We start from the raw sequence: 19292 nt of genomic DNA, 5'->3' as shown, positions 1-19292 counted from the left end.
GCCATATTTTCAAGTATGAAAAAGGGCATATAAGTGGCAGGCATCAGATTTGTTCCTGCCATTTAAGCATTTAAATCAGGCTATTTTTTGTCGTCAGTTGCCGCTTTTTTCTTCGCCGCCGGTTTTTTGGCTGCTGGCTTTTTAGCTGCTTTCTTGGGAGCAGCAGGCGCTTCAGGTGCAGCCCCGGTTGCAGCTGGTGAAGCGGGAGCAGTGGTCTTTGATGCAGCGGCCTGCTGTGCCTCCATTGCTTTTTTGCGGGCTTCGTCTTCAGCTTTGGCCTGTTCAGGGAACATCTGGCGGTAAACTGCGTTTACCCTGTTACCTACATCTGAAATAGCCTTTGCAACAGCGGGCAGATTAAAGCCAACCCCCCGGTACGTATATACATGTGATTCTGGGTTGAAACCACGGTATACACAGTCACTTGTTGTGGTGCCATCCCCCAGTTTTGCAGGGTCACCTATAAAGTCAAAGGCAACCTGTTTACCGCGTGTTGCGTTGATCCATTCTTCGGTTTTTTCGTCAGCACGTTCCCATATCTCGGAGAGGCGACGATCATTCAGGGGGTGCTTGTCGCCGAGTTGCAGAACTTTCCGCAGGGCTTCGCCTCGGCCTCGCGCTCTAGCGCGTGTTGGCCATAACAGCGAAGAAATCTGGCTTGCAGGTACGAGAATCATCTGGCCGCTATACAGTATGGCCTGACCTTGCTGGCTTTGGATTGCTTGGTTAAAAAGATTAAATGAAGCCTGAGCATGAATGCACTGATTGCGCAGTTCATGAATATAAATGGCGAGCGTATTCTGGTCCATAATTCTAAATCGCTTTTCTTTACTCAAATCACCGATGCGGTGTTTGCCCCCCTCCATTTGTGACATAACTCTAACTGTCACAGTCAAAGACAAAGCCGCTAAAGAGCGAGCGATAGCACATGCCTTTCGTACACGCTAGGGGGGAATCAACCTTCATATTGCCAAAAGAGCCTGTTTTAGGCTAAAATAAGCATGGGTAACAAAAATGGGTGCCAATATGGCAGAGGCTGCAATTGCCGCTCAGTCACAGGCTGTGACAGGTGGTGCACGTGTAGAGCGATCAGCCACATCTTCTATTGGAGGTGTGAATACCCTTGCCCGTGCGGTTAGTGATGTTGCCGGTATCCAGCGCAACTTTTATATCCCCAAACCAACGACAGCAGCGCCTACGGAAAAGCCAGTAGATAAAAAAAATGGCAATACGTTATTGTCGACCAGCTCTTTGTTATTACTTGCTGAAACAAGAACGCAGGAAGCAGGCGCAAATTTTGTTGCCCCAGACCGCATTGGGTTAGCACATGCTAATTATGCATCGGTACAGGCAAACGTGCGGGAAACAATTCTGAATAATCAGTCTTTAACGGTTTCTGACGACAACACCGCAGCAACAAAGGGCGAGATACAGGGCGAATCAGACCTGAAAGTTTAATCCATTTATTGGAGGTTGTTAATCCAGCGTTCGACCAGATCCCGGTGGTCGTTGTCTGAGCCATCGCCGACGGGCTTGTAGCTATATATGGCAATCTGGCTTGTGTAGGGGGTATCTTCCAGAATCCGCACGGAAACAACAGAAGGAAAATGCTCCCCCGGCAGGCGTTCTAAAAAATCAAACTGGTTTGACTGAATATTAAAGCTGTGGGTTTTGATGGTTGGCATGCTGTCGGCATAGTCTACGACTTTTTGCCTAAGCGCTGCGGTATCCATATTGAATGTAGGGGTGGCTGTATCAGTAACCGCGTTGCGGCAAAGGCTCTCGGGGCATATAAGATATGCTGGCACAGCAGATGGATAGACAAGGCTCTCAAAATCTGTAGGTTCAAGTGAACCCGAGGTACTGCCAAAAATAGCTTCGCCTTTTCCAGCCTGAACATAAAGATACATGCCAAGCAGTCCGACCAGAATGATCAGGCTTAGCCCAACTGTTAGGTTGCGAAACTTATTCAGCATATGCGCCTTGTCGAGCTTTTGTGCATTTACCCAAGAATAGACCCAAGCTGCATTGCAAGACTCATGTCACCTTCCACTCGCAGCTTACCTGTCATAAAGGCCATTTGGGGGTTCAGGTCACCTTCAACAATTTGGAGGAAATTGTCTTTGGTAACAGTGATTGTGCAATCGGCTTCTGTGTCAGCATTATCAACCACCGTTGGAGAGGCTTTCCCGTCGATGCGTACCACGCCTTCATCACCAAAGTTAAACTTGATAATTGCTGAAAGGGGTGAATGTGCCCCAATGCGATTACGCATTTCCTCGGTGATCTTTTCCAGTGTCATGATGAAAGCCTTCCTTCAAAGGGTAAATAATTAGCAAGTGAGATATATTGGACTTATTGGTCTGTAAATCAATCGCATTTTAGTACTAGGGCCTATTTATCTTTTTTTAGTTTATCGAGTAAACCACCCAGACCCTTTTCAAGTTTATCTTTGGCACCGTCAGCCAGGTCTTTTACTTTTCCAGATGCGCCTGCGGCTATCAGTGCCTTTGTAATCTGGGGTTGTAAGGTATCCATAACATGGCGTGCAATTTCGCGTGGGGCCAGGCCTTTTTCATCAGTGCCGAGGTTGGTTAACTTGAAATCGGCCAGCTTTATATCCTCATCTAGTTTGAGAGCACCATCTGACGATGCAAGGATACGCGGGTTCGATACGACGAGGCTGCGAATTGTTAGGGTAATTTCATCTTCTGGTGCTGTTGGTTCGGTAGCAGGTAAATCTAGCCCGTCTTGCAGCGCTTTTATATTCGATTTACTGCCTTGCATCCGTACATCAAATACGGGTTGGCCTATATTGATCGAATCAATAATGATATGGTTTGACATTAGGGTCCTGGGCTCCACTTTCATGTCAAAAGACCCAATGCTGGCGATTGCACCTTCGCCAAAACCGTTTGGTTGCCCTAGTTCAAGGCCTTTAACATTAATTTTACCAGAGAAGGGAGAAAGGCTAATGCCATCTAAATCAACGCTTACATTCAGCGTTTTAGGGCCTTCAGTTTCAATGCCTGTTTTAATAATACTATCAAGTTTAGTATAAAGAAACACGCCGCCAGCCAGTATAACCAACAAAAGTACGATCAGAATTTTTTTCACAGCTACATCCCCATTTATGGTAGCAAGAAGTTTCGCAGCATGATGCCACTCTTTAACCGCCTTGTTAAGTGTGACTTTATGGAAATAAATTTCTTAACGAAAAAGGTAGAGTATGCCAGCATGCGAAAACACTTATCGATAGGCAAAAACAGGATATCGTGTTTATGGCACCAGTAACGCAGATTCTCTTGTTACTTTCTTATGCTATCTTGGGGGCAGCGGTGGTTATTATTCCGCCGCGACTACTTGGTTTTGATAGTGATATGGCCACCTTTTTAGGCATGGCGGTTTTTTTCGGCGCATGGCAAGTTCAGAATGTGCTGGTAAATGGTCGCAGCTTGGCTGATGCGCAGCAGCGTATTGCTAAGCTTGAGGATTCAGCCACAATTTTACGTAAGGATTTGGAGCGAACAAGACGCGAGCTTGAAAACCGGGGCCGCGAAGGTGAGGAAAAAAGCGAACTTCTTGTCTCAGAGCTTAAGGTTTTGCAAACCCTTCTATCGCAAGTAACCAAAAAAGAACTCGAACTTAAAGGCGGTCTTGTGCCGTCAGATATGCCTCTGCCGACAGAAGAAGAGGCGATGAGCTTAAGCATTGATGCAAAAAATGACTCTGGGGTCGAAACTGATACAGCGTTACTTGCTAAGCAAGCTGATGATGACGATGTATCAGATGATGCCTTGACCGCTGCCGAAATTGAAGAGCTGGATCTTACGCCTGAAGAAGTGGCGCTGGTTGTGCGAGCGGGCAAAAAGCCAGAAGCCGATGATGTTGTTTCAGAAGCCGGAGATTCTGCACCTACCGGCCCTGCGGGCAGGTCTGCAACACGGCGGGGCCTACCTGTTAAGAAAAAAGCCCCTATCAGAATTATTAAACGTGAAGATCAATTACTTTCGGTGGTTAGAAGCTCACTTTCTGAAAACCGGGTTGATCTTTATATGCAGCCAATTGTTAGTTTGCCATCGCGGCGAACCGTGCACTTCGAATGTTTTTCGCGCATGCGTGATGAAGAAGGCCGCATTATATTGCCTAGGCAATATATGAAGGTGGCAGAAAGCAAAGGCTTGATAGGTACGATTGATAACCTGCTGCTATTTAGGCTGATTCAATTGGTGCGTCGCATGGGAAAACGCCGGCCTGATTTGCGGTTTTTCTGTAATATGTCGCGGTATTCCATGGCGGATGAAGAGTTTTTCCCACAGTTTATTGATTTCATGACTGCGAATGAGGAGTTCTCCCGGCGGCTCATTTTTGAAGTGTCGCAGGAAGATTATAATCTTCTCGATGGAAGTGTGCTGGATCGCCTGCAAACCTTGGCCCGTAAAGGCTTTGGGTTTTCAATGGATTCGGTTACGAGTTTCGAGCAGGATTTTGCTGCACTTGAAGAACGCCGGTTTCAGTTTATAAAGGCAGATATTAATGATCTGGCAACCGCACATCCTGATGAAGGGGATGCAGATGCTTTTAAGGCATCACTGCGAAGGAAGGGAATGCAGCTTATTGCCAGCCGTATTGAAACGGAAGACAAAGTGTTGCAGGCCCTTGAAGGGCACATTGAATTTGCGCAGGGTTATTTATTCGGGGAACCTGCCGAAGCCAGCGAATTAAACCGGGAATTATAGGGTATTTCATGCCAAACAGAGGCGGCCAAACAGTAGCTCTTATCAAGGGCCTTCAGGAGATGACCGAGGATCTGGATTTGATCATCTGTGACCTTTGGGGGGTAATGCATAATGGTATCAGCCCATTTGCTGCTGCCGTTCACGCAATTGAATCTGCTAGAAATGCAGGTATTCAAACTGTGTTTCTTTCCAATGCCCCAAGGCCGCGTACCTATGTGCGTAGCCATTTGCTGGAAATGGGGGTGCCCCACAGCCTAACAGATTATGTTGTGACATCAGGTGGTCTGGCGCGCGATGAAGTAAGACGCAGTTTTGTTGGTAAACACCTTTATCACTTGGGGCCGGAAACAGATAGAAATACCATTGCTGACTTGCCTGTTACAGAGGTAAAAACACCTGCAGAGGCAGATGTTATTTTTGCAACAGATCTTGATTTTGGCCGGGTTGAAGACCACAGAGGCTGGCTTGCAAATGCGGCCCAGCGTAAAGTGCCATTCCTATGTGCCAACCCTGATAGGGTGGTCCATGTGGGTGAGCGCCTGTTTCAGTGCGCAGGCGCGGTAGCTGATCTCTATACAACCATGGGCGGCGAGGTGCGATGGTTTGGTAAACCCACAGCCTATGCTTTAAAGTCGTGCATTAAGGAAGTGGGCCTGCCTGAGAGTACGCCGGGAAATCGAATCCTGATGATTGGCGACAGCCTTCAAACTGATATGGCGGGTGCTTATGCGGCTGGGTATGACGGGCTTTTTATTGCCGGCGGTATTCACCGTGCGGAATATCCAAAACTTCTAGAAAAATCTGTTAATGGTCAAGTTGCGGTGGAAGAATTTCAAGCGCTGTTTGGGGCCAAAAAGGCTGTTCCGCATGCAGTCATGAATCAGCTTTGCTGGTAAGTGTTACGTACAAAAAACGCTAACCAAACAAGGCGTCGATATCGTCCTGACTAACTTCTTCACCTGCGGGCAGGTTAATTTCTTCGTCTTTTTTGTCTTTTTTCTTTTCTGTATCAGGCGCATCTTCGGCTTTTGCCGGAGCTTCTGGTTCAGGTTTAGGAGCTTTGTTTGCTTCCGGTTCTTTTGATGCCTCGGCTTCCTGTTCCGCTTTTGCGGCAAGGTCTGCGACAGGGTCAAAGTCTTCCTCGAACATGGAGTCCAGCATTTTAGGATTAACCGCTTTTGGTTTTTCTGGTGCTGGTGCGAGCTTAGGTTCTTCCTGGGCGACAGGTGTAGCAGGAGGTGGTGCAGCAGCAGGTTGGGTAGGCTGAGGAGCCTTTGCTGCGGGTGGTACATCAGCATTCATCAAGGCATCAACTTCAGTCTGGTTAATGCCTTCACCATGCAAAGCTGGGCCAGAAAGCAGGGCTTTGTCTTCGTCTTTTTCTTCCTGCTGTGATTTTGCCTCTTCAATGTCGTCTTCTGTAACACCAAGAAGGTCGCGCAGTTCCAATACCCGCTTTTCAATGTGGGATAATGTTTCAACCACTTTTGAAATACGCTGTCCGGTAATATCCTGAAACGAACACGCCTCAAAAATACGCATAACGGCGTCCTGCGTTTTTGCCTGATAGGCTTCAGGGTCGCTTGTGTCGGCTGCCATAATCTCTTCGGCTGCTTCCATAATGGTATTGGTGGCTTCCTCGGTTTGCTGGACAATTGCGTCAAGCTCTAGTCCTGCGCGAGGAATGCGGTTACTTTCCAGATCACCGGGTTGCAGCGCGGCAATTTCCTTGCGGGCATTGTGAATATAATCACTCAGTTCCCGGCATTCATGGTAAATTGATGTGTCGATTGACCGGAAAAAAACCTGCATAGTACCAATAAGCACTTCGGTTACAGACGCCACGTCTATTAAAGAGAGCGAGGCAGTGTTCTGCTTCCGTAAATTGTCAACGAGAAGCTGGATCTGTTTTGGAAGTGCATCTTGGGGCATTAGAACTCACCCAAAACCGCAACAAGCTTTGTTTTGAGCGTGGCTGCATTAAATGGTTTAACGATATAGTTATTTACCCCTGCTTTTTTTGCAGCAATAACGTTATCTGTTTTTGATTCAGCGGTTACCATAATGAAAGGCGTATTTTTCAGCTGGTTATCGGCACGAACTTCTTTCAGGAGTTCATAGCCAGTCATGGGTTCCATGTTCCAGTCAGAAATGATCAGGCCGTATTGGCGTGATCTGGCTTTTTCAAGTGCCATGGCACCGTCAGTGGCTTCATCAACATTATTGAAACCAAGCTGTTTTAAAAGGTTACGGACGATTCGTAACATTGTTTTGTAGTCGTCGACGATCAGTATCGGCATACCCAGATCAACGGCCATGATAATTCCTTAGTCAAATAATTTCGCACCAAAGGCACTGCTAAAACAGTACCCGAACTTCCCTTAGTAATAGGACACTAGCCCTAACATCATAAAGAATTGGTTAACCCAAAGAAAGCATAGTTGCAATTCTTTACATGACCATTATGCACACTCATGATGAAAAATTGTATAAAAAAGATCATGTTAGCGTACTAATTATATGATTTTTTGTGCGCCCTTACGGAAAGCTTGTGCAGATTTATTGTTTTTTGTGAGGTCACAGGCGCAGCGCGGCGTGTTGCTATTGTCAAAAAGGGCGTGTTAGCACCTTCTGGTCGTGTGATAGTGACAAAAAGGTGGTCGATAGCGAGGCAATGGTGTATGCCCGCTGCCGATAACACAGTCTTAGTGCCGAGCAGGCACGCTGGAGAGAGAATGCAGTTACTGCGACACATCACGGAAGTACCCGATAATAAGCGCGGCAGTGTTGTGGCGCTAGGGAATTTTGATGGTTTTCACCGAGGGCATCAGGTCGTGATCGGGGAAGCTGGGAGAATAGCGAGGCTATTGGATGTGCCGCTTGTTGTTGTGGTAACTGAACCGCACCCGGTTAGCTTTTTCAGGCCAGATGTGCCGTCTTTCCGCCTGACACCCTTTCGGGAGCGTGTGCAACTGCTAGAACATTTTGGTGTGGATCAATTACTTGTACTGCCTTTTGATAAAGAGTTGGCAGGCATGTCAGCGCAGGCTTTTGTAACCGATATTTTGCGTGAAGGGCTCAATGCCAATCATGTTTTTGTTGGGTATGATTACCGTTTTGGTAAAGGCCGTGGCGGCGGGATTGATGTACTGGCGTGGATGGGTGAAATGGAAGGGTTTGGCCTTTCTGTTATCCGTGCGGTTTCTGTTGGTCTTGAAGGCTATGCCGGCGAAGCTTACAGTTCAACTGTTGTGCGTAGGGCACTTCAAAACGGTGAAGCGCGTAAGGCTGCTGGCCTCTTGGGTCATTGGTGGACAATTAACGGCCGCGTAACGCACGGTGATCAACGTGGTCGTACCATTGGATTCCCTACCGCTAATGTGGAGCTTGGTGAAAGTTTGGAGCCTAAAAGGGGCGTCTATGCTGTCAGGGTTTGTATCGAAGGTAGCACAGATGTGTTCTGCGGCGTTGCCAATATTGGTAATCGGCCCACCTTTGATAAACGCGATGTCATGCTTGAAGTGCATCTTTTTGACTTTAAGGGCGATCTGTACGAACGGCATTTACGGGTTGAACTGGTGGCCTTTTTGCGGCCTGAGAAAAAATTTGATGGTTTAGAGGCTTTGAAAAGCCAAATTCAGCTTGATAGTAAAATAGCGCGTGTTGTGCTTGCTGAATCTGAAAATGACCGGGCGCGGCTTATGCTGCCAACGCTTGATAAATATCTTGAGGCTTTTCCTGAGCCTCATGTGTGCTCTACCAGCTAATATATAAATCTATCCTTTGCTGATTTAGCTCAGCCTGCTAAAATATGACTGCTTGATTAACAAGGATACCTCTCCGTGGATATTTTGCTGGATTATCACCTTTGGGTTAGTTTTCTAACGCTTGCATCACTTGAGATCATTTTAGGAATCGACAATGTGGTGTTCGTGGCTCTGCTTGTTGGGCATTTGCCAGATGCGCAGCGCCAAAAAGCTAGAATTATTGGCCTTTCGCTAGCGCTTGTTATGCGCATACTTCTGCTTCTGGGTGTTGCGTGGATCATTTCACTGGAAAATCCACTGTTCGCAGTGTTTGATCATGCGCTTTCAGGCAAGGATATTCTGTTGCTTTTTGGGGGTGGTTTCTTGCTGTATAAAGGCACTAACAGTATTCACGACGAGGTGACGGGTGATGCGGTTGAACATTATACTGCCAAAACAGGCGGCATGGCGTCTGTTATTGCACAGGTTGTTTTCATCGACATTATCTTTTCATTCGACAGTGTTATGACGGCAGTTGGTCTAACCACTTCCATACCTGTTATTATAGCCGCCATGACAGTTGCCATGGTGGTAATGATTTTCTCATCGGGTTATATCTCATCCTTTATCGAGCGTTTCCCAACTCTTAAAATTTTGGCGCTGTCTTTCATTATGCTGATTGGCATATTCCTTGTGGCAGAAGGGCTCGGTATCCATGTGCCAAAAGGCTATATCTATTTTGCGATGGCATTTTCACTTAGTGTTGAAACGCTTAATCTTGTTTCAAGGAAACGTAAGCAAAAGAGAAATAATCAGATCCTATGAACGGCTTTTTTAGTAGTAAAATACAGTCTAGGCGAAAGTTTATTTACAGCTAAACTAATCCCTATTAGGGTTTGGTTTAGCTAGAACTAACCAAACTGATTGCGGGGGTGAACTGTTGGGTCTGGGTACAGCAAATGATTTGCGAGTCTTAATTGCCTTGGAAAATGGCCAGGCTGCTGAAGGTGCGCGCGATGTTTTCAAGAAAATGGGTGCGCCGGTTGTCAAGGTAGCTGCTACTAAAGGCGATGTATTGGAGGCCATGCACCAAACGGTGTTTAATCTTGTGCTGGTGGAAGATACATTCTCTGATCTTGGTGGTCTTGATTTTTGCAGGTTTATCCGCATGGTCAGTAGCCCCACTTCTGTTGCGCCGCTTATTCTTGCCATGAAGATGCCTGATCGGGCACGGGTTCAAGAGGCGCGGGATGCTGGTATTAACCGAATTATTATCATGCCCTTTACGACAGACAGTATTTTGAAGAACGTTCAGGATATTCTCGATAATCCGACGCCCTTTATCCGGGTAAGTGGGTATAGCGGACCGTGCAGGCGCAAACAGAATATCCTGAAAAAAGGGCTGGAGCGCCGACAGCAACAAACAGGTGTTTTGTCTGTTGAGGCACAGAAAAAGCTGTTTAAGGGTATTTAGGCGCCTGTTTGTTACGGCAAAAGCGCGATTCCATGCTCGACACCTGCGAAAGCCCCTGTTAAAAGAGCGGCATGCAAAGTTCCTGTAGAAAAAGACGGCATAGTGTTGCCTGCATTGTTCGAATTACTGGCCCGGCGCTCTGATGTAGCGACCGGGGTTTTTAGTTTATTGTAACCAGTTGGAATATAGGGGCGGGATACAGCAAATGTATGCCCAAACCGCAAGAAGTGAACCACATAATATGTCAGACAACGAAACAAAACGCGACTACCGCGATACAGTCTTTTTACCAGTAACAGAGTTTCCCATGCGTGCAGGCTTGCCGCAGCGTGAGCCAGAGTTTCTGAAAAAGTGGGAACAGGATAAGATATACAGCACGCTGCGCGGTGATAGCGATGGTCGCGAGAAATTTATTCTGCACGATGGCCCTCCATATGCGAACGGCAACATTCACATTGGTCACGCCATGAACAAGGTGCTGAAAGATGTGATTGTAAAATCGCAGCAGATGCAGGGTAAAGATGCTATTTATATACCCGGCTGGGATTGTCACGGCTTGCCGATCGAATGGAAGATCGAAGAAAAATACCGCAAGAAAAAGAAAAACAAGGATGATGTAGACCCGGTGGAATTCCGCCAGGAATGTCGCGATTTTGCTGCGGAATGGATTGAAGTTCAAAAAGAAGAATTCAAACGCCTTGGCGTTTTTGGCGACTGGGCAAACCCCTACACCACCATGAACTTTAAGGCTGAAGCCACTATTGTTGGCGAACTGTTGAAGTTTTCTACATCAGGGGCGCTCTATCGTGGCTCAAAGCCTGTTATGTGGTCACCGGTTGAAAAAACAGCGCTCGCAGAAGCAGAGGTTGAGTATCACGACCACACAAGTGTGCAAATTGATGTTGCCTTCCCCCTTGTAAGCGCAACAGACCCATCGCTTGCAGGTGCAAAAGTTGTTATCTGGACCACAACCCCGTGGACTATCCCTGCGAACCGTGCAGTTTGTTTCGGGCCTGATATTGATTACGTACGCGTTAAGGTAACGGCTGTTTCAGAAGGTGCGTTGGCCGCTGTCGGTGAAGAGTTTTGGGCAGCAGAAGCTTTGGTTGGTGCGTTCGCGAGCCGGGCTGGCATTAAAGCGCACGAGCTAGTGTCGCATGTTAAGGGCGCAGTTTTTGAAGGTAGTATTCTATCTCACCCTTGGCGCGGTCACGCGGGTGCAGATAGCTACTATGATTTTGATGTGCCGATGCTACCGGGTGACCATGTAACAATTGAGGCAGGTACGGGCTTTGTGCACACGGCCCCCGGCCACGGCGATGATGATTATCAGGTTGCCCATGTGAAATTTGGCATTCCGGTGCCTTACACGGTGGACGAATCAGGCTGTTATTACCCGCATGTTACCCTGGTGACAGGTGAGCATGTTTATAAAGTTGCGGACCATGTGTGCGAACTGCTTGAAGGAGCTGGTGCGCTGAAAGGTAAGGGTAAGCTTACACACAGTTACCCCCATAGTTGGCGCTCAAAGGCACCGCTTATTTTCAGGAATACGCCGCAGTGGTTTATCTCCATGGAGAAAACCGGCCTACGCACCACTGCCTTACAGGCAATCGAGGATACAAACTGGTACCCGGCAGCCGGCAAAAATCGCATTAGGGCCATGGTTGCAGACCGGCCTGACTGGGTTATTTCACGCCAGCGTGCATGGGGTGTGCCTATCACCGTGTTTGTGCACAAAGACAGCGGCGAACTGTTGCAGGATGCAGGTGTAAACGCCCGCATTGTAGCGGCAGTTGAAGAAAAAGGCGCTGATGCCTGGTACATAACACCTGCACAGGACTTGCTGGGTAGTGATTACAGTGCCGACGATTATGAGCAAGTGCAGGACATTCTTGACGTTTGGTTCGATAGTGGTTCAACCCACGCTTTTGTGCTTGAAGGTCGGGGGCTGCCAAGTCCCGCTGATTTGTATCTTGAAGGGTCTGACCAGCACCGGGGCTGGTTCCAGTCCAGCTTGCTTGAAAGCTGTGGCACACGGGGCCGTGCGCCCTATAAGGGCGTATTAACCCACGGATTCACGATGGACGGCGAAGGCCGGAAAATGTCGAAGTCGCTTGGTAACACGGTAGCGCCGCAAACTATTATTCAGCAATACGGAGCTGATATCCTTCGCTTGTGGGTGGTGGCTGTCGATTATCACAGCGATGTACGTATCGGCGATGAGATCATGAAAGGGCAGGCAGATGCCTACCGGAAGATCCGTAACACGATCCGCTATATGCTAGGGAACCTTGCAGGTTTCACGGAAGCCGAAAAGCTGCCTTTTGCTGAAATGCCAGAACTGGAGCGCTGGGTACTGCACCGCCTTTCAGAGCTTGATACAATGGTGCGGGGTCATACGGCAAAGTATGATTTTAATCCGATTTTCCGCGAGCTGTTTGATTTCTGTAATTACGAGCTTTCTGCGATCTTCTTTGATATCCGCAGAGATGCTTTTTACTGCGATAGTGAAGCTGATATTCGCCGCCGTGCAGCCCGGACAGTGCTTGACGCTGTCTTTAACCGGCTTGTGTTGTGGTTTGCGCCCGTGCTGTCATTCACAGCGGAAGAGGCGTGGCAATCGCGGTATGGCAGTGAGATAGAGAGTGTACACAGGCAAGTATGGCCGGAAACACCAGTAAACTGGCTTGATACAGCACTCGCCGCCAAATGGGCAACGGTTCTTGATGTAAAAGAAGAAGTGAATGGTGTTCTGGAAGGTGCGCGCCGCGATAAGGTTGTGGGGTCTGGCTTGCAAGCGTCAGTCACTGTAAAACTCAAGGATCAGAAAAATCTTGATGCTTTCAATGGGCTTGATGCAAAAGAGATTTTCATCACATCAGGGGCGAAACTTGTGCATGACGCGGCACAAGAAAAAACGGTCGCCGTTTTGTATGTGGTGGCAGAGGGCGACAAATGCGAACGCTGCTGGGTTATTAGCCCAGAAGTAACCGCGCACGGCGAGCTTTGTAACCGCTGCGACAGCGTGGTTACGGCAGCTGATGCTGCGGCGGAATAGGGTATAAGGCGTATGGGGCCATACTTGAAGAAAGGATTGCTGATTGCCGCTTTGCTTGTGCTGGCTGATCAGCTTTCCAAATGGTGGATCCTTGAAGGGCTTAACCTTCCTGAGGTTGGGAGCATTCCGCTGTTGCCATTTCTGAACTTCACCTTTGTCGAAAACTACGGCATTTCCATGGGGTTGCCACTTGGGGATAGCCTTGGCTGGTGGGGTATTGTTATTCTAACCTCTGGCATCAGCCTGTGGCTTGTGTGGTGGTTGAAAAGCACAGATAGTAAATTTGAAGGCTGGGCTATTGCTATTATACTGGGCGGCGCCATTGGCAACCTGATTGACAGGTTTGTTCACGGCGCGGTTATAGACTTTGTCCACCTGCATGCGGGGGGCTATAGTTTTTATGTTTTTAACGTGGCAGACAGCGCAATTACCATCGGTGTGGTGTTATTGTTGATTGATAGCTTGCGGCAGGCGCGTAAAGGCCCTAAAAAAGCCTTAAAGGGAAATGAAAACCCCTAATATTGCCGAAAGTATTGAATGAGGGGCGCATGTGTTTGCGGCCCGTCTGAAGGAGAAGGGTGAATGACACTCAGGTCTATAGTGGTTTTACTGGTGGCTAGTTTTGCACTTGCTGCATGTGGTGGCGGCAAGGGTAATGTGCCTGATGAATTTGAGGTGGTAAACCGCGCGCCGCTTGTTATTCCGCCAGAGGCTGATCTGGTACCGCCGCGTCCTGGCGAACCTCGCGCTCAGGAAATTGACCCCGGTCAGCAAGCGTATGACGCCTTGTTCCCGAATGCAAAAATCACCCGTGAAGCGCCGAAAAGCAAAAGCGAGCTTGATTTGCTGCGGCGTATGGCAGCGTCTGACCCTGATATCCGCTCTAATGTGGCGGATAAAGACGCAGATGTTGTGAAGAAAACTCTGCTACTCGCTGATATTCTGGCGGCAGACGAGCGCACATACAAGCCGGATAATATCGAAATAAAGCGGGTTTCAAGCACGGCTGTGAAATAAACTGCATTATAGTAAATGTTAAAAGCCGCCCTGTTGAGGCGGCTTTTTTATGCGCGTATATCAACCATACATGCGGTTGATATATTCTGCCCGCAAGTCATAGTATGTTTGCCAGAACGGCGGCGGTGTTTCTCCTGCAAGCTTTGCAGAAAGAATAGCAACATGTGTATGCCAGCCAGCAGACACGCTGGTAATTTCATCCATACCTGTAAGGTTCTGGTGGGTAAGAACAAGTCGTACCATGCCGTTTTCTTCCTCCCGAAGTTCAAACGTTACCTTTGATGCGCTATCGTCCGGGCTTTCCCATGTATATGTTAGGCGATTTGGTTTGTCGTATACCAGTACTGTGCCGTGCATCCGGTGCTCGTCAGAGCAATCTATGTCGTGCTGATTTTCAGGTAGATCATCGTCAAAAGGGGTTAAGTTCTTGTGGGTAAAAACCAGTTCAACTGTGCCACCGCTTTCTTGGGCCATGTCACCACCAGCCAGCCATTCGGCACGTTTTTCACCGATAGTGAGATAATCCCACACACGCTCAATAGGCCCGGGAACCAGGCGCACCATACGCAGTGTATTGCTTTCAATAAGCGTTGCGAAATCGTCCATTTTTTTATCCTTTTGCTGTGCTGGTTAGCTCAATCTGGGCTTGGTCTTCTGCGCCTAGCAGTGCTTCTAGTGTATCAAGTCGCGTAGCCCAGAATTTCGCGTAGCGCTTAATCCATGCTTCTGCTTCGCGCATAGCTTCTGCATTCAACCGGCAAATATGGGTGCGGCCAATAACCTCACGTTTCACAAGACCCGCAGCTTCAAGCTTTTTAATGTGTTTTGAAGCAGCAGCCAGCGACATTGCATACGGGGCAGCAAGCTCGCTAACTGTCTGGTCTGCGCTTGCAAGTTGCCCCAGCATGCCGCGCCGGGTGCTATCCGACAGGGCATGAAAAACTACATCTAAATTCTGTGCCACATATTCAACCATGTGGTTTAGTATGGGGTGTGAAATACCAATAGTCAACCAAAAGGTTTAATATTTTAAAAATGTTTCGAAAGCACCGCTCTGATCACTTTCATCCGGCTATAAAGCCTGATAGTGTCAGCGCCATGACCAGCCAGAACCGACATGCTTTACCCACCATCGCAGGCCGTATTCGCCTGCTTTCTGAGCGCACGATAAACCGTATCGCGGCAGGCGAAGTGGTGGAGCGCCCAGCCAGCGCTGTAAAGGAGCTGGTTGAAAACTCTGTTGATGCGGGCGCTACCCGTATTGATGTGGTGTTAAAGGATGGCGGACGCGGTCTTATTCAGGTGTCAGATGATGGCTGCGGCATGGATGCAGATGAAATTTCACTTGCGGTGGAACGGCATGCTACATCAAAGCTGAAGGATGAAGACCTTGTGAACATTGCCTCCCTTGGTTTTAGGGGAGAGGCGCTGGCCTCTATCGGCGCTGTGGCACGGCTTGCTGTTGTATCCCGCCCGAAGGGCGCAGATGAAGGCTGGGCCGTGCGCGTGGAAGCAGGCCATAAACACGGGGTTGAACCTGCGGCGCATTCAGGCGGTACGCGTATTGAAGTGCGCGATCTGTTTTATGCGACACCAGCGCGGCTGAAGTTTATGAAAACTGCCCGTACTGAATATGCGCAGGCGGGTGACGTGCTGAAACGCCTTGCAATGGCGCACCCAAATATTGCGTTCACGCTATCAGACGGGGACCGCACCACGTTCCGCGCGCCGCCCGTAGGCGACCTTGCAGGTGACGCCCGACTAGAGCGTTTAGCCGCTATTTTGGGGCGCGAGTTCCATGATAACGCCATTGAAATTGATGCCGAGCGCGAGGGCCTGCGCCTGACAGGTTTTGCGGGCCTGCCAACCTACAGCCGGGGTAATGCACAGCACCAGTATCTGTTTGTGAATGGCCGGCCTGTAAAAGACCGTTTGCTGGTGGGTGCCGTACGTGGTGCTTACCAAGATTATCTCGCGCGTGACAGGCACCCTGTGCTGGCACTGTTCCTTGATGTGCCATCAGAGTTTGTCGATGTGAACGTGCACCCTGCAAAGGCCGAAGTGCGCTTTAAAGATGCAGGGCTGGTGCGTGGGCTTATTGTCTCGGCCCTCAGGCATGCTTTGATGGGGGCAGGTCACCGGGCATCAACGACAGTAGCGGGCGCAGCCCTTGGTGCCATGCGGGCAGAAGGCGCAGGGCCAGCACTGCCGTGGCAAAGAATGCCGGAACGCGCGAGCCTGCCTGCGGGCTTTAGGCAGGCGTTTGATCAGGTTTATGCGCCGCAGGAAACCCAGATGCAGTTTGACGCTGCGGGGGATATTGCGGCCCCCAGCGCCCGCGCCGTTGAAGAGGGCGGGCAGGCCCCATATGGTATGCCCGGGGAACAGCCACAATACCAGGCCGCGCCGCAACCAGACCAGCATTTCCCGCTTGGTACCGCGCGCGGGCAGGTGCATGCCACCTATATCGTGAGCCAAACCGCAGACGGTATCGTGATTGTAGACCAGCACGCGGCCCATGAACGCCTTGTGTATGAACGTATGAAAAAACAGCTTGCGGAGACAGGTATCACCAAACAGGCGCTGCTACTGCCTGAGGTAGTGGAACTGGAAGACGGCCCGATGGAACGATTGCTTGCCCGCGCGGGTGAGCTGGCGAGCCTAGGCCTCACGATTGAAGCATTCGGTGAGGGCGCTGTTGTGGTGCGCGATGTACCTGCCATGCTCGGCAAGCTTGACGTAAAAGGGCTGGTGCGGGATTTGGCAGACGAGCTTACAGAGCTTGATGAAGCTTTGTCACTGAAGGAAAAACTTGAGGAAGTAGCAGGGACCATGGCCTGCCACGGCAGTGTGCGTGCAGGCCGCCGCCTAACGGTGGACGAAATGAACGCACTGCTGCGCGAGATGGAAGCTACCCCGCACTCCGGCCAGTGTAATCACGGCCGCCCAACCTATGTGGAACTAAAACTTTCCGATATCGAACGCCTGTTTGGCAGGCGTTAGGGTTTTCATTTGCTTTAGTTAAACTGTTCCCTGTCGTGTTGGCCTTATGGCTCTGAGTGTAGGGAGTGCAATGAGCAAAGACAGTGTGGCACACAGGGTGATTGCAGCGACCATCGGTGTAGCGGTGCCATCAAAAAACAGCCCTGTTATGACAACCATGATGCCACCTGTAAGCATTTGAAGGGCCCCACCGAGAGAGGAGGCAAGTCCCGCAATGTCGCCGTGAGGGTCGAGCGCCATCACCATGGTTGTAGGTATAATGAGGCCAAGGCATGCAAATGCGCAAAACAAACCTGCGACCAGTATTGGCAGATCGGTCCACCCAGCCACTGTGATATAGAGTAATGCAGCCGAAAACCCTGCAAACCCGATAGCACCCCACATAATGACCTTGCTTGTCCCGTGCCGCTCACTCAGGGGGCCAGCTAGCTGTGAGGCCGCAAAAAATCCAATGGCGTTAATCGCAAAGGCTATGCTGAATTCTGTCGGGCTTAGTCCGAATTGCCCTGAGTAAACAAAGGCAGCACTTGCAATGAAAATCATGAAGCTAGCAAAACCAAACCCTCCCATAAGCGTGAGGCCCATAAAAATTGGATCGCGGAACAGGCTTAGCCCTCCATGCCACAGGTTTTTAACATTCACGCGCACGCGGTCAGTCGGGGCCAGTGTTTCTGGTAAAGCTTTGTTTGTAAGAACAAGGCTTAGGACGGCAGCAATACAGAGTACCCAAAAGATTTCTCGCCAGCCACCAAAGGCAATAAGGCCACTCCCAGCAAGCGGAGCAAGCATGGGGGAGACAGAGATCACAAGCATGATCATTGCCATCAGCTTGGTGGCTTCCGGGCCTGTGTGCATATCGCGAATGACTGCTCGAGGCACCACCATTAAAACGGCTCCTCCAAGGCCTTGCCCTGCACGAAACACAATAAGCCATTCAATTGTTGGGGCAACAGCACAGCCAATAGACGCGAGAATAAAGGTTGCTATACCAAAATACAGAGGCTTCTTGCGCCCTGCTTGGTCCGCCCAAGGTCCATAGAATAATTGTGCAATACCAAAAAATACAAAATAGATGGTGAGCGTTAATTGAACAGTCGCGACATCCGCATTCAGATCTCGAGAGATCTCTGGCATGGCAGGAAGGTACATATCAATCGCAAACGGGCCGACAGCAGACAAAAGACCCAAAATAAAAGCCGCACGGAGCATGGGCATAAACAGCCTCCCTAATTTTTACATGAATGTTCTAGTGTTGTTCTTGTCAAGGATCAAGCTGTTATTAAGAAAGTGAAATGGGGTATTAAGGAGGCGCTTTTGTACAGAAGAGAAGCCTGGACACAAGCCAGTGTAGCGCCGCTGGCCACCCCCTTATATAGAGTTTAAGCTCTCCTGATATCGAATGCCTTTTAGAGACGCGTTAGGGTTTTACCGCATACCAACTGTGGATCAGTAACGTCTGGCAAAATAAAATCGGGTCATTAAAGCCGCCTGCTTTTATGAGTGCGGCCACTTTTTCTGGTGCCTGTACAGAAACATTGACACCGAAAGGCTTGATCATATTTTGTACGTTTTCTTCTGGCATGCCACTGTAGCGCATCATTTGCATCCACACGTTTTTCAGGCTGGCAAAATGCGTGCTGGCGAGGTTTGCTGAAATGTCTGCGCTAATCAAGAGCCCACCTTTTTTAAGGCGGCTATTGATATGAGCAAAAAAAGCGACTCTGTCTTTGTCGTCCATAATAAACTGCGACACCAATATGCTGGTAGCGGCATCAAAAGGCTGCTGAGTCGTAGGCAAGCTATCCAGATAGCCTTCATGAAAAGTACAGCGTTCGCTAATGCCTGTTTCAATAGCTTTTTTCTGGCATACGGCCATCATGTGCGGTGAAGGCTCAACAGCAGTGAAGCGCCACCCCGGAAACGATTTTGCGAGTGTTTGTATTTCAGCGCCGGTGCCCGCACCTACGCATAGGATGTGTGCATCGGTTGGTAAATTTGCCAGCACCAGTTCTGAAAGAAGGTGCAGAACACTGTTGATAGGCCGTAGTTTTTCAAACTTTTGATCGTATGTTGCTGCTTGGTTTTCATCAAAAAATGTGTGGGCTGGCTGTTTGTTAGTCATTATTAATCCTCATATTTGTCGTTGTTGTCATAACAATATGGGAAAGCTTGTAGCAGGGTCTTTATTTTAAATGCAATATTATAACATAATTAAAATGAGTCATTAATATTCATTTCTAGTGGAGCTATGT

The 19292-nt window shown here is 49.0% G+C and carries 21 protein-coding genes; 10 read left to right on the top strand and 11 right to left on the bottom strand.

Annotated features, from left to right (window positions below):
• Nucleotides 1-80: 80 nt before the first annotated feature.
• The gene (locus tag ICL80_RS16920) at nt 81-875 is read right to left on the bottom strand and encodes a hypothetical protein (RefSeq protein WP_194213901.1); all 795 of its coding nucleotides are present in this window, start codon (nt 873-875) and stop codon (nt 81-83) included.
• Nucleotides 876-1014: 139 nt separating this feature from the next.
• On the opposite strand from ICL80_RS16920, the gene ICL80_RS16915 reads away from it, so the two are divergent.
• Entirely contained in the window at nt 1015-1458 is a 444-nt protein-coding gene (locus tag ICL80_RS16915) for a hypothetical protein (RefSeq protein ID WP_194213900.1), read from the top strand.
• A 5-nt stretch (nt 1459-1463) separates the two neighbouring features.
• Here the strand turns inward: ICL80_RS16915 and ICL80_RS16910 are convergent, their stop codons facing one another.
• From ICL80_RS16910 to ICL80_RS16900, 3 genes are all read right to left on the bottom strand, one after another.
• Nucleotides 1464-1976, bottom strand: a complete 513-nt coding sequence (locus tag ICL80_RS16910) for a hypothetical protein (protein WP_194213899.1) — start codon at nt 1974-1976, stop codon at nt 1464-1466.
• A 26-nt stretch (nt 1977-2002) separates the two neighbouring features.
• Nucleotides 2003-2302, bottom strand: coding sequence for an SCP2 sterol-binding domain-containing protein (locus ICL80_RS16905; protein WP_194213898.1), 300 nt, complete (start codon nt 2300-2302; stop codon nt 2003-2005).
• 92 nt (nt 2303-2394) lie between these two features.
• A complete protein-coding gene (locus ICL80_RS16900) occupies nt 2395-3117 on the bottom strand; it encodes a DUF748 domain-containing protein (RefSeq protein WP_194213897.1) in 723 nt (240 codons plus the stop codon).
• Nucleotides 3118-3281: 164 nt separating this feature from the next.
• Here ICL80_RS16900 and ICL80_RS16895 point away from each other — a divergent pair, with 164 nt between their 5' ends.
• On the top strand, nt 3282-4739 hold the full coding sequence (locus tag ICL80_RS16895; RefSeq protein ID WP_194213896.1) for an EAL domain-containing protein: 1458 nt from the start codon (nt 3282-3284) through the stop codon (nt 4737-4739).
• A gap of 8 nt (nt 4740-4747) precedes the next feature.
• Nucleotides 4748-5635, top strand: a complete 888-nt coding sequence (locus ICL80_RS16890; protein WP_194213895.1) for a TIGR01459 family HAD-type hydrolase — start codon at nt 4748-4750, stop codon at nt 5633-5635.
• 19 nt (nt 5636-5654) lie between these two features.
• Here ICL80_RS16890 and ICL80_RS18220 read toward each other — a convergent pair whose 3' ends face one another.
• Both ICL80_RS18220 and ICL80_RS16880 read right to left on the bottom strand, forming a co-directional pair.
• Nucleotides 5655-6671 carry a protein phosphatase CheZ gene (locus tag ICL80_RS18220; protein WP_194213894.1) on the bottom strand — a complete coding sequence of 339 codons (1017 nt, stop codon included), beginning with the start codon at nt 6669-6671 and terminating at the stop codon, nt 5655-5657.
• Complete coding sequence (locus ICL80_RS16880) at nt 6671-7057, bottom strand: response regulator (RefSeq protein WP_194213893.1); 387 nt, start codon at nt 7055-7057, stop codon at nt 6671-6673. The genes ICL80_RS18220 and ICL80_RS16880 overlap by 1 nt, the downstream gene beginning before the upstream one ends.
• A gap of 417 nt (nt 7058-7474) precedes the next feature.
• On the opposite strand from ICL80_RS16880, the gene ICL80_RS16875 reads away from it, so the two are divergent.
• The 3 genes from ICL80_RS16875 (at nt 7475) to ICL80_RS16865 (ending at nt 9959) form a co-directional block, all read left to right on the top strand.
• Nucleotides 7475-8506: a bifunctional riboflavin kinase/FAD synthetase gene (locus ICL80_RS16875; protein WP_194213892.1), complete on the top strand. Its 1032-nt coding sequence runs from the start codon at nt 7475-7477 to the stop codon at nt 8504-8506.
• A gap of 75 nt (nt 8507-8581) precedes the next feature.
• A complete protein-coding gene (locus ICL80_RS16870; RefSeq protein ID WP_194213891.1) occupies nt 8582-9310 on the top strand; it encodes a TerC family protein in 729 nt (242 codons plus the stop codon).
• Between the two features lie 115 nt (nt 9311-9425).
• Nucleotides 9426-9959: an ANTAR domain-containing protein gene (locus ICL80_RS16865; protein ID WP_194213890.1), complete on the top strand. Its 534-nt coding sequence runs from the start codon at nt 9426-9428 to the stop codon at nt 9957-9959.
• Between the two features lie 11 nt (nt 9960-9970).
• Here the strand turns inward: ICL80_RS16865 and ICL80_RS16860 are convergent, their stop codons facing one another.
• Nucleotides 9971-10195 carry a hypothetical protein gene (locus tag ICL80_RS16860; protein WP_194213889.1) on the bottom strand — a complete coding sequence of 75 codons (225 nt, stop codon included), beginning with the start codon at nt 10193-10195 and terminating at the stop codon, nt 9971-9973.
• Between the two features lie 5 nt (nt 10196-10200).
• Here ICL80_RS16860 and ileS point away from each other — a divergent pair, with 5 nt between their 5' ends.
• The 3 genes from ileS to ICL80_RS16845 all read left to right on the top strand — a co-directional run bounded on the left by ileS (nt 10201) and on the right by ICL80_RS16845 (nt 14037).
• Nucleotides 10201-13020, top strand: a complete 2820-nt coding sequence (gene ileS / locus ICL80_RS16855) for an isoleucine--tRNA ligase (RefSeq protein WP_194213888.1) — start codon at nt 10201-10203, stop codon at nt 13018-13020.
• 24 nt (nt 13021-13044) lie between these two features.
• Nucleotides 13045-13539: a signal peptidase II gene (lspA, locus tag ICL80_RS16850; protein WP_228073640.1), complete on the top strand. Its 495-nt coding sequence runs from the start codon at nt 13045-13047 to the stop codon at nt 13537-13539.
• A 63-nt stretch (nt 13540-13602) separates the two neighbouring features.
• Entirely contained in the window at nt 13603-14037 is a 435-nt protein-coding gene (locus tag ICL80_RS16845) for a DUF3035 domain-containing protein (protein ID WP_194213886.1), read from the top strand.
• Between the two features lie 60 nt (nt 14038-14097).
• On the opposite strand, the gene ICL80_RS16840 is transcribed toward ICL80_RS16845, so the two are convergent.
• Together ICL80_RS16840 and ICL80_RS16835 are read right to left on the bottom strand one after the other, a co-directional pair.
• Complete coding sequence (locus ICL80_RS16840) at nt 14098-14643, bottom strand: SRPBCC family protein (RefSeq protein WP_194213885.1); 546 nt, start codon at nt 14641-14643, stop codon at nt 14098-14100.
• Nucleotides 14644-14647: 4 nt separating this feature from the next.
• Nucleotides 14648-15013: an ArsR/SmtB family transcription factor gene (locus ICL80_RS16835; RefSeq protein ID WP_194213884.1), complete on the bottom strand. Its 366-nt coding sequence runs from the start codon at nt 15011-15013 to the stop codon at nt 14648-14650.
• A gap of 122 nt (nt 15014-15135) precedes the next feature.
• Between ICL80_RS16835 and mutL the strand changes: the two genes are divergently transcribed.
• Nucleotides 15136-17040: a DNA mismatch repair endonuclease MutL gene (gene mutL / locus ICL80_RS16830; protein ID WP_194215924.1), complete on the top strand. Its 1905-nt coding sequence runs from the start codon at nt 15136-15138 to the stop codon at nt 17038-17040.
• 18 nt (nt 17041-17058) lie between these two features.
• Here mutL and ICL80_RS16825 read toward each other — a convergent pair whose 3' ends face one another.
• Both ICL80_RS16825 and ICL80_RS16820 read right to left on the bottom strand, forming a co-directional pair.
• Nucleotides 17059-18255 carry a multidrug effflux MFS transporter gene (locus tag ICL80_RS16825; protein WP_228073633.1) on the bottom strand — a complete coding sequence of 399 codons (1197 nt, stop codon included), beginning with the start codon at nt 18253-18255 and terminating at the stop codon, nt 17059-17061.
• Between the two features lie 202 nt (nt 18256-18457).
• Nucleotides 18458-19162, bottom strand: coding sequence for a class I SAM-dependent methyltransferase (locus ICL80_RS16820; protein WP_194213883.1), 705 nt, complete (start codon nt 19160-19162; stop codon nt 18458-18460).
• Nucleotides 19163-19292 lie beyond the last annotated feature (130 nt).

It is taken from the genome of Kordiimonas pumila (genome assembly GCF_015240255.1).
Taxonomy (GTDB): Bacteria; Pseudomonadota; Alphaproteobacteria; order Sphingomonadales; family Kordiimonadaceae; genus Kordiimonas; species Kordiimonas pumila.
The sequence above is the reverse complement of the archived record's forward strand: the minus strand, read 5'-3'. Positions and strand labels throughout refer to the sequence as shown.

Bases quoted from the DNA above. Each gene is read 5' to 3' on its own strand.
- ICL80_RS16910 (WP_194213899.1), bottom strand. From the start codon at position 1,976: ATGCTGAATAAGTTTCGCAACCTAACAGTTGGGCTAAGCCTGATCATT.
- ICL80_RS18220 (WP_194213894.1), bottom strand. From the start codon at position 6,671: ATGCCCCAAGATGCACTTCCAAAACAGATCCAGCTTCTCGTTGACAAT.
- ICL80_RS16890 (WP_194213895.1), top strand. From the start codon at position 4,748: ATGCCAAACAGAGGCGGCCAAACAGTAGCTCTTATCAAGGGCCTTCAG.
- ICL80_RS16820 (WP_194213883.1), bottom strand. From the start codon at position 19,162: ATGACTAACAAACAGCCAGCCCACACATTTTTTGATGAAAACCAAGCA.
- ICL80_RS16825 (WP_228073633.1), bottom strand. From the start codon at position 18,255: ATGCCCATGCTCCGTGCGGCTTTTATTTTGGGTCTTTTGTCTGCTGTC.
- ICL80_RS16835 (WP_194213884.1), bottom strand. From the start codon at position 15,013: ATGGTTGAATATGTGGCACAGAATTTAGATGTAGTTTTTCATGCCCTG.
- ileS (WP_194213888.1), top strand. From the start codon at position 10,201: ATGTCAGACAACGAAACAAAACGCGACTACCGCGATACAGTCTTTTTA.
- ICL80_RS16920 (WP_194213901.1), bottom strand. From the start codon at position 875: ATGTCACAAATGGAGGGGGGCAAACACCGCATCGGTGATTTGAGTAAA.
- ICL80_RS16875 (WP_194213892.1), top strand. From the start codon at position 7,475: ATGCAGTTACTGCGACACATCACGGAAGTACCCGATAATAAGCGCGGC.
- mutL (WP_194215924.1), top strand. From the start codon at position 15,136: ATGACCAGCCAGAACCGACATGCTTTACCCACCATCGCAGGCCGTATT.
- ICL80_RS16915 (WP_194213900.1), top strand. From the start codon at position 1,015: ATGGGTGCCAATATGGCAGAGGCTGCAATTGCCGCTCAGTCACAGGCT.
- ICL80_RS16840 (WP_194213885.1), bottom strand. From the start codon at position 14,643: ATGGACGATTTCGCAACGCTTATTGAAAGCAATACACTGCGTATGGTG.
- ICL80_RS16905 (WP_194213898.1), bottom strand. From the start codon at position 2,302: ATGACACTGGAAAAGATCACCGAGGAAATGCGTAATCGCATTGGGGCA.
- ICL80_RS16880 (WP_194213893.1), bottom strand. From the start codon at position 7,057: ATGGCCGTTGATCTGGGTATGCCGATACTGATCGTCGACGACTACAAA.
- ICL80_RS16845 (WP_194213886.1), top strand. From the start codon at position 13,603: ATGACACTCAGGTCTATAGTGGTTTTACTGGTGGCTAGTTTTGCACTT.
- ICL80_RS16895 (WP_194213896.1), top strand. From the start codon at position 3,282: ATGGCACCAGTAACGCAGATTCTCTTGTTACTTTCTTATGCTATCTTG.